14 protein-coding genes and 1 pseudogene are annotated in these 17,203 nt (G+C 47.3%); 13 read left to right on the forward strand and 2 right to left on the reverse strand.

The window, feature by feature from the left end; translation table 11 throughout:
• The first annotated feature begins 257 nt into the window (after positions 1–257).
• The 5 genes from pnp to GWK75_00425 all read left to right on the forward strand — a co-directional run bounded on the left by pnp (position 258) and on the right by GWK75_00425 (position 8,652).
• Positions 258–2,378: a polyribonucleotide nucleotidyltransferase gene (gene pnp / locus GWK75_00405; GenBank protein QHU90938.1), complete on the forward strand. Its 2,121-nt coding sequence runs from the start codon at positions 258–260 to the stop codon at positions 2,376–2,378.
• Positions 2,379–2,491: 113 nt separating this feature from the next.
• A complete protein-coding gene (locus tag GWK75_00410; GenBank protein ID QHU90939.1) occupies positions 2,492–3,388 on the forward strand; it encodes a hypothetical protein in 897 nt (298 codons plus the stop codon).
• A gap of 55 nt (positions 3,389–3,443) precedes the next feature.
• On the forward strand, positions 3,444–4,022 hold the full coding sequence (locus GWK75_00415; GenBank protein ID QHU90940.1) for a uracil-DNA glycosylase: 579 nt from the start codon (positions 3,444–3,446) through the stop codon (positions 4,020–4,022).
• Between the two features lie 125 nt (positions 4,023–4,147).
• Entirely contained in the window at positions 4,148–6,277 is a 2,130-nt protein-coding gene (locus GWK75_00420) for an RNase J family beta-CASP ribonuclease (GenBank protein ID QHU90941.1), read from the forward strand.
• 146 nt (positions 6,278–6,423) lie between these two features.
• Complete coding sequence (locus GWK75_00425; GenBank protein QHU90942.1) at positions 6,424–8,652, forward strand: DUF87 domain-containing protein; 2,229 nt, start codon at positions 6,424–6,426, stop codon at positions 8,650–8,652.
• On the opposite strand, the gene GWK75_00430 is transcribed toward GWK75_00425, so the two are convergent.
• Entirely contained in the window at positions 8,649–9,455 is an 807-nt protein-coding gene (locus GWK75_00430; GenBank protein ID QHU90943.1) for an ACT domain-containing protein, read from the reverse strand. The genes GWK75_00425 and GWK75_00430 overlap by 4 nt on opposite strands.
• Positions 9,456–9,572: 117 nt before the next feature.
• On the opposite strand from GWK75_00430, the gene rpsF reads away from it, so the two are divergent.
• The 6 genes and pseudogenes from rpsF (at position 9,573) to GWK75_00460 (ending at position 13,191) form a co-directional block, all read left to right on the forward strand.
• Positions 9,573–9,935: a 30S ribosomal protein S6 gene (rpsF, locus tag GWK75_00435; GenBank protein QHU90944.1), complete on the forward strand. Its 363-nt coding sequence runs from the start codon at positions 9,573–9,575 to the stop codon at positions 9,933–9,935.
• 79 nt (positions 9,936–10,014) lie between these two features.
• A complete protein-coding gene (ssb, locus tag GWK75_00440) occupies positions 10,015–10,473 on the forward strand; it encodes a single-stranded DNA-binding protein (protein QHU90945.1) in 459 nt (152 codons plus the stop codon).
• Positions 10,474–10,482: 9 nt separating this feature from the next.
• Positions 10,483–10,680: a 30S ribosomal protein S18 gene (gene rpsR, locus GWK75_00445; GenBank protein ID QHU90946.1), complete on the forward strand. Its 198-nt coding sequence runs from the start codon at positions 10,483–10,485 to the stop codon at positions 10,678–10,680.
• A 3-nt stretch (positions 10,681–10,683) separates the two neighbouring features.
• Positions 10,684–11,244 (forward strand): elongation factor P, encoded by a 561-nt coding sequence (efp, locus tag GWK75_00450; GenBank protein QHU90947.1) that lies wholly within the window; start codon positions 10,684–10,686, stop codon positions 11,242–11,244.
• 99 nt (positions 11,245–11,343) lie between these two features.
• Positions 11,344–12,069, forward strand: coding sequence for a TlyA family rRNA (cytidine-2'-O)-methyltransferase (locus GWK75_00455; GenBank protein ID QHU90948.1), 726 nt, complete (start codon positions 11,344–11,346; stop codon positions 12,067–12,069).
• An 804-nt stretch (positions 12,070–12,873) separates the two neighbouring features.
• Positions 12,874–13,191: pseudogene (locus GWK75_00460) on the forward strand (type VI secretion system tip protein VgrG).
• A 154-nt stretch (positions 13,192–13,345) separates the two neighbouring features.
• Here the strand turns inward: GWK75_00460 and ychF are convergent.
• Positions 13,346–14,428, reverse strand: a complete 1,083-nt coding sequence (gene ychF / locus GWK75_00465) for a redox-regulated ATPase YchF (protein QHU90949.1) — start codon at positions 14,426–14,428, stop codon at positions 13,346–13,348.
• Between the two features lie 90 nt (positions 14,429–14,518).
• On the opposite strand from ychF, the gene GWK75_00470 reads away from it, so the two are divergent.
• A complete protein-coding gene (locus GWK75_00470) occupies positions 14,519–15,028 on the forward strand; it encodes a hypothetical protein (protein QHU90950.1) in 510 nt (169 codons plus the stop codon).
• Positions 15,025–17,184, forward strand: coding sequence for a hypothetical protein (locus GWK75_00475; protein QHU90951.1), 2,160 nt, complete (start codon positions 15,025–15,027; stop codon positions 17,182–17,184). The genes GWK75_00470 and GWK75_00475 overlap by 4 nt, the downstream gene beginning before the upstream one ends.
• Positions 17,185–17,203 lie beyond the last annotated feature (19 nt).

The raw sequence follows: 17,203 nt of genomic DNA on the forward strand, positions 1-17,203 counted from the left end.
TATAGGTGGAGATTTTACTCAGGCTGATGGGCTTGAGACTCTATGTCATCGAGGCGATGAGGTAATAGAGTATATCTTTACATAGAGTGGCGTATATATACGCTAGGACGTCGCTGACGTGACTGATGTTTTTTGGTATAATAACAAGTGATCGCCATGCGGTAAGTGGTGGATAGAAGTTTCCGTCGCTAGATGGACGTCTCTACCCGTTACTTACCTCCAATAGGTAGGTGATCTAACGAAAAGGAGGCTCATTTATGAGTATTATCAACCCTAATGGTAAGGATATTTTTAGTGTCAAAACTGAACTTTGCGGTAGACCACTGACAATTGAAGTCAACCGTGTTGGCTTTCGCGCTAGTGGATCGGTGCTAGTTCGGTACGGTGATACAGTTGTGCTTGGCAGCGCTAGCGTTGGTACGAGGCCGGTTGTGTTAGACTACTTTCCGCTATCAATTGATTATGAGGAGAAATTTTATGCTGCTGGCAAAATTAGCGGTAGCCGTTTCATCAAGCGAGAAGGTCGTCCAAGCGATGATGCGGTTTTGATCGGTCGCCTGATCGATCGCCCAATCCGCCCGCTTTTCCCGAAAGGTTATCGCCAGGAGGTTCAGGTCGTCTCTACTGTCCTCTCGATGGATCCAGGTTTCCGACCCGACATGATTGCTATGATTGCGGCAAGTAGCGCTCTGATGCTCACTGGAACGCCATTTGATGGTCCAGTTGCGGGCTTGCGCGTAGGACGTGTTAATGGTGAGTTTAGGGCATTTCTTACACCAGAAGAGCGCGAGGAGAGTGATCTTGATCTAGTTGTGGCTGGTATTGAATCAGGCATAACGATGGTAGAAGCTGGGGCCAAAGAAGTTTCTGAGGAGGTGATTGTCGACGCGATTGCCTGGGCGCATGAAATGATGCAGCCGGCAATACAGTTGCAAAAGGAGCTCAAAGAAAAGGTGGCGCCAAAAGAGCGTGAATATACGCTTGTTTTGCCAAACGAAGATATTCAAAAAGAGGCAAACGTATGGGTGGAAGGTAAGTTTGGGGCGGTAATCCGCAAAGCTTATCCTGAACGTAACGAAATGATTAACGAAATTCGCTTGGCGTACCACATAGAAATGGCGGAAAAACACGGTGGCGAGGAGGAGTACGCGTCGCTTCGTGATGAATACGATGAAGCATTTACAAAGGCGCTTCATGAGGATGTCCGTAAGGGTATTGTTGAGGAGGGGATTCGTCCTGATGGTCGTCAACTTACCGAAATACGTCCACTCAGTTCCGAAGTTGGTATTTTACCGCGGACACACGGTTCGAGCCTGTTTACCCGCGGTGTTACGCAGGGTATGAACATTGTGACGCTTGCACCCCTCAGTTATGCTCAATTAGTCGATACTATGGAGCGTACTGACGACGAGCGTCGTTATATGCATCACTACAATGCGCCACCATATACGGTTGGTGAGACTGGTCGTATTGGTAGTCCGGGTCGTCGTGAAATCGGTCATGGCTATCTAGCGGAGCGTGCACTTAGCGCAGTGCTTCCGACCGAGGAGGAATTCCCGTATGCAATCCGTAGTGTCACTGAGATTATGAGTCAAAATGGCTCAACCAGTATGGCCGCTACCTGTAGTTCGTGTTTGGCTTTGATGGATGCAGGTGTGCCTCTTAGACGGCCGGTGAGTGGTATCGCGATGGGGCTTATGATGGATGGTAATACACCTTATGTGCTATCTGATATTGCCGATGCCGAAGACTTTGCGGGTGACATGGACTTTAAGGTTACGGGTACAGAAAAGGGCGTTACGGCTATGCAGATGGACATGAAGGTTCATGGTCTGCCTGTGGCGGTCTTGCGCCAAGCGATTGAGCAATCAAAAGCTGGTCGTGCGCATATATTGGAGCATATGTTGTCAGTATTGCCACAGCCACGTCAGACGCTGAGTCCGTATGCGCCGAGAATTGAGAAAATAAAAATCAATCCAGACAAGATTGGTGCAGTTATTGGTAAGGGTGGCGAGGTGATCAATAAGATTACTGCCGAGACTGGTGCGATGATTGACATAAAAGATGATGGGCTGATCACAGTCGCGTCACCAGATGGCAAAACGATCGAAAAAGCCCTCAACTGGATTCGTAGTTTGACCGAAGAGCCAGAAGTTGGCAAGATTTACACTGGTAAGGTCGTTACTATCAAGGATTTCGGTGCGTTTGTGAATATTTTGCCTGGTACCGATGGTATGCTTCATATATCACAGCTTTCTGACAAGCGTGTTGAGAAGGTGACCGATGTAATCAAAGAAGGGCAGATGGTCAAAGTCAAGCTCTCGGGAATAGACGAGAAGGGGCGTTTGAATCTAACGATGAAAGGTGTGGATCAGTAATAGATAAGCGATATACCCCGTTTTGTCTGAGGGGTATATTGCTATATAAGCTATGATTGTATATAGATACCTACAAAGTAAATCATAATTGCCAATACTAGTGAGGAGGTCTCATGACTAAAAATAAAGAAAAAACTAGCGAGGTAGAGCTAGCTGATGAAGTGACAGACTCTTCGATAGATGAAGTAGTTGTAGCGCCACCAAAAACTCCAAAACAAACGAATAAAGGACTAATTGCTCTGTTGATTAGTCTAGGTGTGATTGGTTTTCTATTGATAATCGCGGTGGTTGTATATTTCGTATTTTTCCATATTTCATCAGCTGACTATCGTCACGCTAGTGGGCAGACGAAGTCTCTGATTGAGAAATACCATAAAGTAGCCAAGGCTTCTAAAGAATATATGGACGAGGTAGCTGACTCAGACTCAAGTGACGACGATATCACAGAAAAAAAAGAGGCCTACAAAAAAATCTTTCGCGATTATCAGGATGGCGTAAATCAGCTTGCCCATGAGCGTGCCATGCGAAACGGCAAGATAAAGACGGCGTATGATACTTTAGTTAAAAAGAATAAGAGTTTTGTTGATAACATTACAACACTTGAGCAATCGGCTCCAGCGCTTCACAAAGCGGTTGTTAGTTGTGACAAACAAAAAATTGGCAATATGGATACTGATGACCTTGGGAAGTTGGTTTCTGCCTACGACACCGCAATAGGACCTTGTAGCGAGAATGCCAAAGAGCTCGCTAAGGTGTCTAATGCCGATGTCGCAAAGCTAGGCAAGAAGCTCGGAGAGTATTTCGGTGTAATGCGTGAGCGGATCGTAAATATGGAAGCGGCATATAAAGCTAATGACCGGGCTAAGTTTGAGGCTGAATATAAGGCTTTTATAGCCAAAGCTAAGTCATTTGAAAAAGATACCGACCTTACGAGCGTCCAGGAGCACCAGAAAAGCCTTGGACTAGATGGCGAGCTCAAAGCACTTGTAAAGGTGATTGATCAACAGTAGTTGCTCTCGTTTCATGCCAATTGCTCCTGTACAATACGTATAGGAGCAATTTTTAATGACAAAATATGACGAGATGGAAGCGCTTAGGCGTAAAATGATCGACCTAGATGTGTGCCCTGAATTACGCTCTCAGGCTACTCAACTTGTGATGGGTGATGGTAGTCTTGATGCTGATATTGTATTTATTGGTGAGGCGCCAGGCAAAAGTGAGGATGAGCAGGGATTGCCATTTGTAGGTGCGGCTGGTAAGTTTCTCGATCATATGCTATCTGAGGCGGGTATGAAGCGCGATGATGTCTATATCACAAATATAGTAAAATATCGTCCACCAAATAACCGTGATCCGCTGAATGATGAAAAGGCGGTATTTTGGCCCTACTTGCTCAAGCAGTTGCAGATTATCAACCCAAAGGTAGTCGTAACGCTTGGACGCCACAGTATGGAGTATTTTTTGCCAGGTAAGCGTATCAGTCAGATTCATGGTCAGCCAAAACGGATTCAATTTGGGGATCGTCCACTGGTTGTTGTGCCGCTATATCATCCGGCTGCCGCACTTTATAACGGTAGCATGCGTGAAATCCTGATCGAAGATTTTGTACGAATGCCGGAAATAATTGCTCAGATTGACAGATAGCCATCATCTGTGCTATAATGAGGCTACATAAAGAGGGGTAGGCTATCTCGTTATTAAATTTTGACTACCACTCAATTCATTTTTTGAAATTATTTTTACTAAATAACAAAGGAGACATATAATTTATGGGACAACGACGTCTCGCGAAGCCGCAGGCCGATGATGCCAGCAAACGGCCTAGTCAAACTAAGCAAAAGTCTAACAACACCGTGCTAAACGCGACAACAACACGTAAAGGTGAAGTTTTTCGCGCGCAGCGTCGCACTAGTGAAGGTGTTAATATGCAGGCGAGTCAGCATATCATAAATGTACCAGTCAATAAGTCGCGCTATAACGGCTATGATGGTCGACAATTTAGTCTAGCGGATCAGCCAAAGAAGCCACGTGCACCACGCCCAACGCTCAAAATCATTCCGATAGGTGGTGTTGGTGAGATGGGTATCGGTAAAAACATGACGGCAATCGAATACGATAATGACATCATGATAATCGATATGGGCTTTTTATTTCCAGGTGCGGATTACCCGGGTATCAACTATATTACTCCTGATATAACCTGGCTCGAGGAGAATAAGCATCGGATCCGTGGCCACGTATTTACTCACGGACACCTAGACCATATTGGTGCTTTCCGCCATCTGATTCCGAAGATTCCAGCGCCAGTCTACGCATCGAAGTTTACACTTGGTATGCTACAGCGAACTATGGAGGAGACGGACGGTAGTTTTGAGCCTGACTATCGTGAGCTCAACCCTGAGGCACATGATATTGTACAAATTTGTGATTCATTTAGCATAGAGCTGGTTCGAGTTAACCATTCAATTCCAGACTCCACGGCGGTAGTTGTCCGTACGCCAGTTGGCAATATCCTCAGCTCGGGTGACTGGCGTATCGAGGAGAATCCAGTTGATGGCAAGAAATTTGATTTTCCGCGCATCACAGAGATTCAGCAAAAAGAAGGTTTCTTGGTGTTCCTCAACGAATCAACCAACTGTGAGTCCGATGGCACACACACCCACGGTGAGTTTGATATTCAGCACTCAATGGGCGAGGTTATGGACAAGTTTCCGAACTCGCGCGTCATCATCTCGAGCTTTTCGAGCCAACTTCATCGTATGCAGTTAATTCTCGAGGAGGCTCAGCGTCATGGTCGTAAGGTTGCTTTTGCGGGCTATAGTATGATCCAAAACCTTGAGGTCGCTTTACGTACAGGCGCGATCAAGGTGCCAAAAGATACTGTTGTGAAGATGGAGGATATAGTCAAACTACCAGATAGCAAGATTACAATTGTCTGTACTGGTAGCCAGGGTGAGTTTTCGGCGGTCCTGAATCGTATGGCTTCTGGTGCGCATAAATTTATCAAGATCAAGAGTAGTGATGTTGTTGTATTTAGTAGTAATCCGATTCCAGGTAACGAAAAATACGTTGTTCGCACCGTTGATGGCTTGATGCGTGAGGGTGGTGAGATTATCCAAAATGGTAAAACACACCTAACGGGGATTGGCCCGCTTCATCTGTCGGGACATGGATACTATGATGATCACATTCGTCTGATCAACGCCGTTAATCCGACATACTATATCCCAAACCATGGTGAATTTCACATGCTTGTTCATAACGCTGAGTTGGCTGAGAAAGAGTGCGGTATACCACGTAAAAATATTTTTGTCTGTGACGCTGGTGATGTTATCGAGTTTGATCACGAGGGTGGAAAAAAGATTGGACGCGTTCAAGCCGGTGGCGTGATGTATGATGATGCTGGTGAAGTTGTCAGCGAGGTTGTTCTAAAGGATCGTATCCATATGAGCCAAGAGGGAATGTTTGTGGTTGTCTTGACTGTACAGCGGGGAACTGGCCGTCTGTTGACAAGTCCAGATATTATCTCGCGTGGTTTTATTTATCTACGTGATAGCGAAGAGTTGATGGGTATGATTCGCGCTTACCTCAAACAAAAGGCGGCACGCAGTTTTGGTGGTAAGTATGATATAGAGGTGATCAAAAAAGAGATCAAAGACGAAGTCACTCATATCCTTTACGACCAAACGCGTCGTACACCAATTGTTATCCCAGTGATCAATGAAATTGGTGTTTTGTCTCGGCAGCAAAAGGGCGGACATGCTCAAAAGCAAAATAAGTCCGAACAGGTAGAGGCGCCACTGATGCCAGCACCGTCAAATCGTAAATTTCCGCGTAAGCAAATTCCTGACACAGAAGTGGTCGAGCCACGTATCAAGTTTGGTGGTCGTAGCTACTAGTCGATGGTTTGTATCGCTGAATGATCTAACAGATAGATCGAGTAATAGCGGACATAAGCAATATTGCGTATTGTTGTAATTTGTGCTATAATTAAAGCATAACCTGTTAAACAGATACAAAACAGCGTACAATAAGACATAAGATTATGGCAAAAAAGAAAACTACCCGTTCCCGAAAAAACTCTCGCAAACAACAGCCTGTACCGCAGCATGAATTGCCAAATGGCTTTTGGTCGCAGGTTGCAGCTATTACTTTAATCGCATTTTCGATTCTGCTTATTGTGTCTTGGTTTGGTGGTGGCGGTCAATTTCTCAATTGGGTGCGCGATGCGTCGCTAGATGTGATCGGTTTGGCTACTTACGTACTACCCGTCATTAGTATTTATGTTGCCGTCCAGGTGTTTAAGGTAGAAAATAACAAGCTACCAGCCATCATGAAATTTGCTTCGCTTTTGTTGATAATTTGGTTTAGTGGGTTGTTTGGTCTATTTCGTCAGGAACACAAAGATTCAACAGGGGGTGTGATTGGAGACGCGCTAAATGGCGTCATGACGGGCCTTGTGAATGTACCAGTTGGTGTGTTTATCTATGTGCTACTAATTGTGATTACATTACTGTTCGTGCTGCGTCTTTCGTTTGATGATGTAGGGTCGATGGTAAAGCGTGCGGTTGGTCGTGGTGAAAAATCTGAAGATGAGGCAAATGTAACGGTGATGCGTAAGGCTTCTACAGCAGATAAGCCGATGAGTGATTTTAAACTTAATGCTGGTGTGCCTACGTTGAGTCCTGAAGATCGCAAAAAAGCTCGTCTTGCTAGTCTCAAAAATAGCGTTAAGCCAGATAAAGACGCTGAGGAGAAGGCTGCAATGTTAGCGGTTAGCGATCCAAACTGGAAGTTTCCAAACGTTGAACTACTTGAGAAGAAGCAGTCGCCAGCTGACGCGGGTGATATTCAGCAGAACGCACATATTATCCAGGATACGTTGCGTGAGTTTAGTATTGATGTGGAGATGGAGGGGGCGAATATTGGCCCAAAAGTGACACAATATACGCTTAAACCGCCAGCCGGTATCAAGCTGAGTCGTATAACTGCTCTCGAGACAAATATTGCACTTAACTTGGCGGCTAGTTCGCTTCGTATGGAAGCGCCAATTCCGGGTCAAAAAGCAGTTGGTATAGAGGTGCCAAATAAAAAAGCGGCTGATGTACGTATTCGAGGTATCCTAGACTCACCAGAGTGGCGTAAGGCTGATGAGCCGTTGTCTTTCGCAGTAGGTAAGGACATTTCGGGTCTACCGGTAGTCGGTGAGCTCAACAAGATGCCACACCTATTGATAGCTGGTCAGACTGGCTCTGGTAAGTCGGTGATGATCAACACCTTACTCTGTAGTTTGTTGTACCGCAATGCGCCAAGCGACATGAAGCTTATCCTTGTTGACCCAAAGCAGGTTGAGATGGCGCCGTATCAGGATATTCCGCACCTGTTGACGCCTGTGATTGTCGAGCCTGAAAAAACTATCAGTGCGCTGAAATGGGCGGTCAATGAGATGGAGCGTCGTTATAGCTTGCTCGCTGAAGAAAAGGTACGCGATATCAAGAGTTACAACGAAAAGGTCAAGAACAAGACAGTCGGTGTCGAGGATGAAGACGGCAATATCCAGCAGGTTGATGAGGGGCATATGCCGTACATCGTAATTGTTATCGATGAGCTATCTGATCTGATGATGGTCGCTGCCCGTGATGTTGAGGCCTTGGTTGTGCGTATTGCGCAGAAAGCGCGCGCGGTGGGTATTCACCTGGTGCTTGCGACCCAGCGCCCGTCGGTTGATGTTATTACTGGTTTGATTAAGGCAAATATTCCGGCGCGCATAGCCTTTACGGTGGCTTCACAGGTCGACTCGAGGACAATTCTCGACCAGGCGGGTGCGGAAAAATTGCTCGGTCAAGGTGATATGCTCATGAAAACGGCAGCTATGCCGAAACCAAAGCGTATTCAGGGTGCATGGGTTATGGACAGTGAGGTCAACAAAATTACCGATCATCTCCGTATACAGTCTGCGCCACACTATAATGACGAGATTGTTAGCCAGCCAGTTCAATTGAACGGTAAGGGCGGGGTTGTAATGAATTTTGACCACGAGGGTGGCGATGATATGTTCAAAGACGCAGTTAGGGTGGTGCTCGAGAGTCGCAAGGCGTCGACTAGTCTGCTTCAGCGTAAGCTGCGTGTCGGATACGCTCGGGCGGCTCGAATTGTCGAGGAGATGGAGGAGCAGGGGATCATCGGTCCAGCAGATGGCGCTCGCCCACGAGAGGTGTTGATTCACAGTATGGACGATCTCGATGGGGAGTCATCTGTAGGTGCAGATGATTAGCAGGAGCGATATTCGCCTAAGAGAGTGACTTGGTGGTCGCTCTCTTCGATTTGTTTGATGAGACTGTAGAGCGGTTTTCCAGCGCAGTCAACAACTATAAAGAACTTGTATCGCCATGGCTGACCAACGATTGGTTGGGATTGTAATTTTGCAAGATTAACGCCCGCATCTGCAAATATCTGGAGTACCTCGACTAGAGCACCCGGTTTGTGGCTTGTTGTTACGACAAGCGAGGCTCGTGAGGCGTCCTGGTCGGTAGCTCGTGGTTCAAGTATTAGAAATCGAGTAATATTGTCTTGGCCGTCTTGGATTTTTCGTGCCAGAATCTGCGTGTCATAAAGTTTCGAGGCTTGCTCACCTGCGATTGCCGACATATGCTTGTTGCCCTCATTTTTTATAAACTCAACAGCCCCGGCTGTATCAAAAAATTCAATTAATTCGGCTTGGGGTAGGTGCTTTTTTAGCCACGCCCGACACTGAGATAGGGCTACAGGGTGGGAGTATACCTCTTTTATGTCAGATAGTTTCGCTCCTGGTTGTGCGATAAGCATTTGGTCGACGGTGAGTTTTACCTCGCCGACAATGGGAGCATCACATTCCTCAATTAGCTGGTAGACTTCGTTGATACTGCCGTAGATCGTGTTTTCGACTGCAGCGACAATAGCATCGGCGTCACCGCAAGAGTAGGCGTCAAATACATCGCTAAATGTTGTACAGGGAAGTATATCTACCGAAGTACCATACCATTGCTTGGCAACTTGTTCGTGAAATGAGCCGGATTGGCCTTGGATAGCAACTAGCATATCCTCCATTGTACACTAGACATCTCGAGTTAAATAGCGTATAATTATATCTGTTATCAACCTAAGATTATGTGAAATAACATAATCATCCATACGGATTCCAAAGGAGGTTTCTATATGAAGGAATATGAGCTAACCGTTCTTATTCATCCTGATCTAGAGGCAGATCTAGAGACGCCACTAGATAAAGTACGTAAACTAGTCAAAGACAACGGCGGCGAGATCGTCTCGGAGGATAATTGGGGCAAGAAGCGCCTCGCTTATCGTATAAAAGGTGAGGATTTCGCTGTTTATGTTGCGATGGACGTAAAGTTACCAGCTGAAGCGCCCCTCAAGATTAGTAATATGCTAAATATCACCGACGACGTAATTCGCTACCTGCTTGTCAAGGTAGATGAAAAGGGTCGTGCACTCTTGGCTGATGCAAAGAAGCGGGCGGACGAGAGCGCGGACGCTGACGATGAAACGTCAGAAGACTAAGAGCTAACGACGACTAAAGGGGTAGAAAGGAGCGTCTGAGAGAAGGGTATCTACATTAATCTCAGACGAATAAAAGGATATGGCAAAGGGTTTTAACAAGGTTATCCTGATGGGTAACTTAACGCGAGATGTCGAGATGCGCACCACTCAAAGTGGTCAGACGGTAGCAAACTTTAGTCTCGCAGTTACGCGTAGTTGGCGTGATCAGAGTGGCGCGCAGCAAGACCAGACGAGTTTTATAAACTGTGTGGCCTGGGGAAAGCCAGGCGAAATTATCGCTCAGTATGTTGGTAAGGGTTCGCCACTTCTGGTCAGCGGACGTCTGGACCAGCGTAGCTACGAGGACAAAGACGGCAACAAACGCCAGGCTGTAGAGGTTGTGGTAGAAGACTTCAACTTTGTAGGTGGCGGACGTGGTGGCGATGGCAGTAACTACAGTGCGCTAACATCATCTGATAGCTCAGCAAATAAGACCAAAGATGTTGTCATTGAGGATATTGATGACAAGCCAATAGATTTATCAGAAATACCATTTTAGGAGAATAATATGCGAAAATTTAGGAAAGATACACCAGCATACTTTGATTATAAGGATGTCAAAGCACTTCAGCGTTACATAAATAGCTATGGACAGATTGAGCCAATTGCAAAGACTGGTCTGTCAGCAAAGCAACAGCGACAGCTTGCTGTGGCCATTAAGCGCGCTCGTCACCTAGCACTGATGCCGTTTGTCTCACAGGGGTAGTCTATGTATCAGCCAACTGATCTCAAAAAAGGAGTAATTTGCCAGCTAGAGGGTGCGCCGTATCGAGTAATTGACTACAACCAAAAAGTCATGGGTCGTGGCGGTAGTATCGTTAACGTCAAGCTCAAAAACTTGATCAATGGTAGTGTGATCCCGAAAACCTTTAAGGGTCAGGATAAGATTGAGGTGGCGCAGGTCAGTAATCGAGAGGTTCAGTACCTATATAACGATGGATCGACCTACTTCTTTATGGATCCAACGAGCTTTGAGCAGTTTGAGTTATCGGCGGATGTCGTCGATGAGGCGGCAGATTATCTAAAAGAAGGCGACATGCTAGCGCTTCAAATGTTTGACGACAAGGTGATCAATGTCGAGCTACCAAAAAATTTATACCTAGAGGTAACATATACCGAGAATGTGGTAAAAGGTGATACAACGAGTAGTGTTCTAAAGGACGCCACTCTCGAGACTGGCAAGGTTGTAAAAGTACCAGCTTTTATAGAGGTTGGTGATATTATCTCTGTCGACACGGCAACTGGAGCGTATCGCGAACGTAAAAAGTAGTTGTGTCTAGGGCGCGATCCAAAGAAACCTGGGGGCCGAAGTAATTCTGGCTTCCATGTTTTGTTATTAGAAGTATTCCACCTCTGTTATAATCGGTATATGAAACAACGTCTCGATAAGTTGATGGCGGAGCGTGGACTGGTGCGGACACGAAGCGAGGCCGAGAGCTGGATTCGGCTTGGTCGAGTAAGGGTGAACGGTGTCGTGATTAGCAAGGCGGGAGCGTTTGTCTCTGACGGTGCGGCTATTGTACTTGATGCGCCCGAGCGATATGTTAGTCGAGCGGGACTGAAGCTGGCTAGTGTCGCACGCTTGTTGAAGCTTGATTTTACAGATAAAATCGTCCTGGATGCGGGGTCGAGTACGGGCGGTTTTACTGATTATGCATTACAACACGGCGCCAAGAGAGTGTATGCAGTTGATGTAGGCACCGATCAGCTACACCCAGCTCTCAGGAACGATAAGCGGATTGAACTATACGAAAAGACCGATATTAGACAATTTACCCCCAAAGATACGCCAGACATTGTCGTGATAGACGTATCGTTTATTAGTTTGCGTGATATTTTGCCACACATTGCCACAATTATTGATAGACATACCATAGTTGTAGCGATGGTGAAGCCGCAGTTTGAGGCTCGTCGAGGTCAGCTTGGTAGTAGCGGTGTGGTCAAAAATGACACAGTGAGGCGGCAGATTATTCGTGATTTTGAAGTTTGGTCGAAGAAGTATTTTGTGATCACTGATAAAGCTGATAGCGCGGTTGCTGGGGCGAGTGGTAATCGGGAGCGATTTTATAGATTAGGACTTGCAAGTTTTCGCTAAGTATGTTATCATTATAACGATGCCGACCAATCCTGGTCGGTTGAACGCTCTCGAGTTGTAATAGCACTCGATCGAGTGCTATTAACAACTCGACTTATCTCTTAGGAGAGAAATGACAAAGCGAGGTGTAATTGCGGCTTTTGTCGCATTCTTCATTCTCCTGCTGGGGTTGTCCCCGCAGGAGCCGAGGAATCCCCGAGTTCGACTTCGGCAACTGCCGAAGCTAAGGCTCCCGCGAAGGAAGCGAAGTCTGAAGCTAAGGCCGAGTCCAAAGACAAGGCTCCTGTCAAGGAGGCCGCGAAGGCTGAGGCTAAGGCCGAGACCAAGGACAAGGCCCCCGAAAGGGAGTCCAAGACTCCTGTCAAGGAGTCCGTGAAGTCCGAAGCTAAGACCTCTGTGAAGGAGTCTGCGAAGGCCGAGGCTAAGGCTCCTGTGAAGGAGCCTGCTAAGCCTAAGACTGAGACCGAGTCTAAGGACAAGGTTTCCGCAAGAGAGGCTAAGCCGTCATGCCCTCCCACGAAGAGGGCGACGGCGACGCCTACGGCAAGCAAGACGGCAACCCCAACGACGCCGCCGCCAATCTCACCCCAGCCTCCGGCTGAGGTGGAATACAGCGATTGGTACGACGTAAGTTGGGACTGTGAAGTCCAACTCGTCACGAGGACGAGGACGAGGGCAGAAACGCCCTACGTCTGGAACGGCTCAAGCTGGGTTCTTGACCGGGCAAATACCCGGTACACCGAGGAGATCGGAACGCGGCCGATGACGTCGAGCGAACTGCTCGACTGCGGTCCGCCCTTGCCGCCGTCCCCGACGCCGACTCCAACCCCGGAGCCGACACCGACGCCAGATCCGACGCCGACTCCAACCCCGGAGCCGACACCGACGCCAGATCCGACGCCGTCCCCGACGCCGACTCCAACCCCGGAGCCGACACCGACGCCAGATCCGACGCCGACTCCAACCCCGGAGCCGACACCGACGCCAGATCCGACGCCGTCCCCGACGCCGACTCCAACCCCGGAGCCGACACCGACGCCAGATCCGACGCCGTCCCCGACGCCGACCGTAACGCCGAGTCTGAACTCGGCTAGGCCTGGGTTGCCAAAAACAGGCAACTAGGCACAAAGGTTGGGTTTATGGTCGTAGTGCCGTAAACCCAACCAATAAGAGATGAGTCAGATAAGCTGGATAGTGTTCTGATCTGGCTCATCATAGTTTTGCCCCGGCTATATCCAGCAAGCCGGGGCTTTTCATTTGTACAATAAAGATTAGCTTACTTGCTGACGTTAAATCGGAACTCTACAACGTCGTTTGGTTGCATGACGTAATCTTTTCCCTCTGTGCGGACTTTACCGGCAGCTTTTGCGGCTGACTCTGAACCTGCAGTGACCAGATCATAATAATCAACGACCTGCGCGGCGATAAACCCTCTCTCAAAGTCTGTGTGTATAACTCCAGCAGCCTGCGGGGCAGTGGCGCCCTTGCGAATAGTCCAGGCGCGAACTTCTTTTTGTCCAGCGGTCAGGTAGCTCTGGAGCCCCAGAATATCGTAGGCAGCGTGGATCATCTGAGTCAGTCCAGGCTCGTCTATATCGTAGCTTTCTAATAGCTCCATCGCGTCGCTTGGATTTAATCCCTTTAGTTCGTCTTCGAGCTGTGCACAAATAAAGAGAGCGTGAGATTCGCTAGCAAGTGCTTTTAGTTCTCGTTTACGCTCTTCGTTTACGAGAGTTTCTTCATTTACGTTGAATACATAGATGACTGGTTTTGCGGTCAAGAGGTGGAGGTCTGATATATGCTCCTGAACAACTTTTTTACTCAAATTTACAGGGGTGCCTGATTCTAGATCTTGCTTTAGTTCAGACAAGCTTTCAAGTGCTAACTTGGCTTTTGGGTTAGCTTTTGCTTCTTTTTGAAGTTTGGCTAGACGTGTTTCGATCGTCTGGAGGTCGGCTAGAATAAGCTCGGTGTTTATAATTTCTATATCGCGTTTTGGATCTATATTATTTTCTACATGAACGATATCATCACTTTCAAATGCACGAACGATATGAATAATTGCATCACATTGACGAATGTTCGCGAGAAACTTATTACCCAAGCCTTCGCCCTGGCTTGCACCAGCAACAAGGCCTGCGATATCCACAAAAGTAACGGTCGCGGAGGTGATTTTTTCGCTATTGAACATTTTTGCTAGTACCGATAATCGTTCGTCTGGAACCGGTACAATGCCAGTATTTGGTTCGATAGTCGCAAATGGATAGTTAGCGGCAAGGATATCATTGTGTGTCAGGGCGTTGAATAGGGTTGATTTGCCGACATTTGGCAGGCCGACGATTCCGATACTTAAACTCATTGTAGTATTTTAACAGAGAAGGACACTACCGCGCTAGAGTGGAGCTGTTACTTTACAATCGATGGATTGTCGCTTATGCTAATTATAGACATGAAAAAGAAACGAGTTGGCATAATATTATCAGCACTGATTGTGGTGCTTGTGGTAGTTGCGGGTCTTGTCTGGTATTTATTTTTTCGCCAACCAATGTCGAGCAGCGAGACTAAAGAGCCTAGTACGCCGGAAAAGATTCAACTCGCTACGGTTTGCTCTAATGATCAAATAAAGCTAGCCTCCTCGGCGATCGAGCCGTATAATGCCGACGTACTGCGGGCGGTATCGACAGAAATTAAAGGTAAATCAGGCCATGAGAACGACCAGAACTGTATGTATATCCTCGCACGATATTATATTGCGACAGGGCAGTTGGATTTAGCGGCAGGGGCAGTAAATCGTATCCAGGCACTTCAGACGGCAGGTGGCAGGTACAGCCTCTTGTTTAAACCGCCGGCCCTAAATGTTTCTGATCTTCGCGAGACGGTCAGGTTGCAGCAATCATCTCAGACCAGTGTTAAATCAACCGGTTACGACCTAGATGATGTTGACAAGGAAGCTCCATGACGCACTCTATATTTAGAAGGTTTGTAATAGTTGTCGCACTTAGCGCCACATCTGCTGTCGTTGTACCGGCAACAATATCTGCACTCTCTACGGCTCAGGTAGAGGGTGCATTGGAAAATGGTGTTCAGACAGCAGTTAACTGGGATCAGGGGTGTCGTAGCCATCTTTCTAATTATCCAAACGCAACATTTCGTGGTCGCGGAGAAAACAACTTGCGTACTCAAATCAACAGGGCGGCTAGCTATGTTATAAGTATGTGGCTTTCACGAGACGGCTATGGCAACGCCTCAACTCCGCTGACAGTAGACTATGGTACTTCTCAGATTCCTCTACAGATTAACAATGTTACGTTTCTTTGTGGGCCATTGGTGGCTAGTGACCTAGGGTGTTCGTCGAGTATCACTGGCTCTCGGCTAGTTAATGACTCGTCGCGCTGGGTAAGTTCAGCCAGTGATGCAAATGACCGTAGGCCAAATAGGTTAGGGTCAGGCTGTATGTACCCGTCAAAGACGTTTGTTAGGCGGTATATTGTTGGCCTGGATATCGATAGGAGCCAGACGACTTATGGCGGAAGAATAGAAGGGGGCATTGGCTCACACTTATTTTCACTTCGTCAGGATTCAACACGCTATTGGCTCTCGACACCATCTAGGATCAGATATGTCCCAGATGGTCCAATTACACGATCAGGGCAGATCGTAGTACGCATGTACTATAAGAGCTATTCTGGGTATCATAGCGCCAATGAATGGGCGGCCACGAAGAAGTGTGACTGGACAGTCCCTGACGTAACTGCGGCAAAAAGTAACCTAAACATCAATCGATGCGCAACTAACTCAGTCGACCTAAAGATCAAGATTGTTCTAAAACAGAATTTTACACTGACACCGAGGATTGCTGTTACGCCGAATGCGGTACCAGAAGGGTCTGGCAGTGCAATTACAGTTACGCCTTCGGTGCAAAATGCTGGACCTACGGCAACAGATGATTCAATTAATTGGCGCGTAACTCGTTTTGACGTCGCGCCAGGAACTAATTACTCGATGGGTGGGTCTCCAGACGAGCCGTGTACACAAATTACTGGCGAAAAACCTGGGTCGTGTACGACTATTAAGAGCGGCTCAACACAATTTAATATTGGTTCAACTCCTCTTGAAGTGCTTTCAAATACGATCGCTCCAGATGTCCCAGCGGGTACCCGTGTATGCTATGTAACGTCTGTCGAAAAAGGCTCAACGGCAAATCCAACATGGAAGCACAGCTCAGTGGACTGCGTGCGTGTCGAGCGTATACCGTTGGTGCACGTTATCGGGAATGATGCTCGTGTAGGTTCCGGGTTCTTTAATACTGCCGATGCGCGGTCGAAGATTGTTGGATCGGTGTCAACGGCTGGCGGCTCAACGGGTGAGTATGGTGTAATTGCTCCTGGCGCAGTCGATAGTTTTTCTTCGGCTGCGGGTGCTATTAACGGCTCATCTGCTGCACAGTCAACGTGGAGCGGACTAACCTTTGCAAATAGTTTCTCAACTGCCCCGACATGTGCTCCGAGTTTTGGGTGTTTTGGTTCGGTAGGTAAGATACCGAAAGCTGCGGAGTTTTTTACATCTCCAGCAAATAAAAATATTATTGAACAGTGTAATTTGGGTGCGCAAAATGTTACACTCTCTGCACTCGGCTCGTATACATGCATAGGAGGAAATCGTCTCAATACACCACAGCATGATATTGGTAGTTATAGGCGGTCGACAGTAATTTACACTACAGGTAACGTAACTATTGATAAAGACATGGTCTATAGTCAAGATCCGCTCCAGGGTGATAACGAAATCCCTCAGCTGGTAATAGTCGCTAATAATATAACAGTCTCAGAGCCAGTTCAGCGAGTTGACGCATGGATGATCGCTCGAGGGGAGTTGGCGACATGTAATATCGCGCCTCCGCTCACGGTCAGTCAGTGTAACAAGCAGCTAAAGACCAACGGACCGGTAATGGCGTCACGCTTACGTCTGAATCGAACGTACTATAATTCGACGAGTAAAGATGCGGCAGAGAGGATGACGCTTCGCCCTTCGAGTTATGTTTGGGCAAATCAATTGGTGCGTAAACGGGGTGCTTGGCAAACGGCGTATATAACAGAGCTTCCTCCACGCTATTAGCTATAAAACACTTGCGTAT

The sequence above is a fragment of the Candidatus Saccharibacteria bacterium oral taxon 955 genome, from assembly GCA_010202265.1.
GTDB lineage: Bacteria > Patescibacteriota > Saccharimonadia > Saccharimonadales > Saccharimonadaceae > Saccharimonas.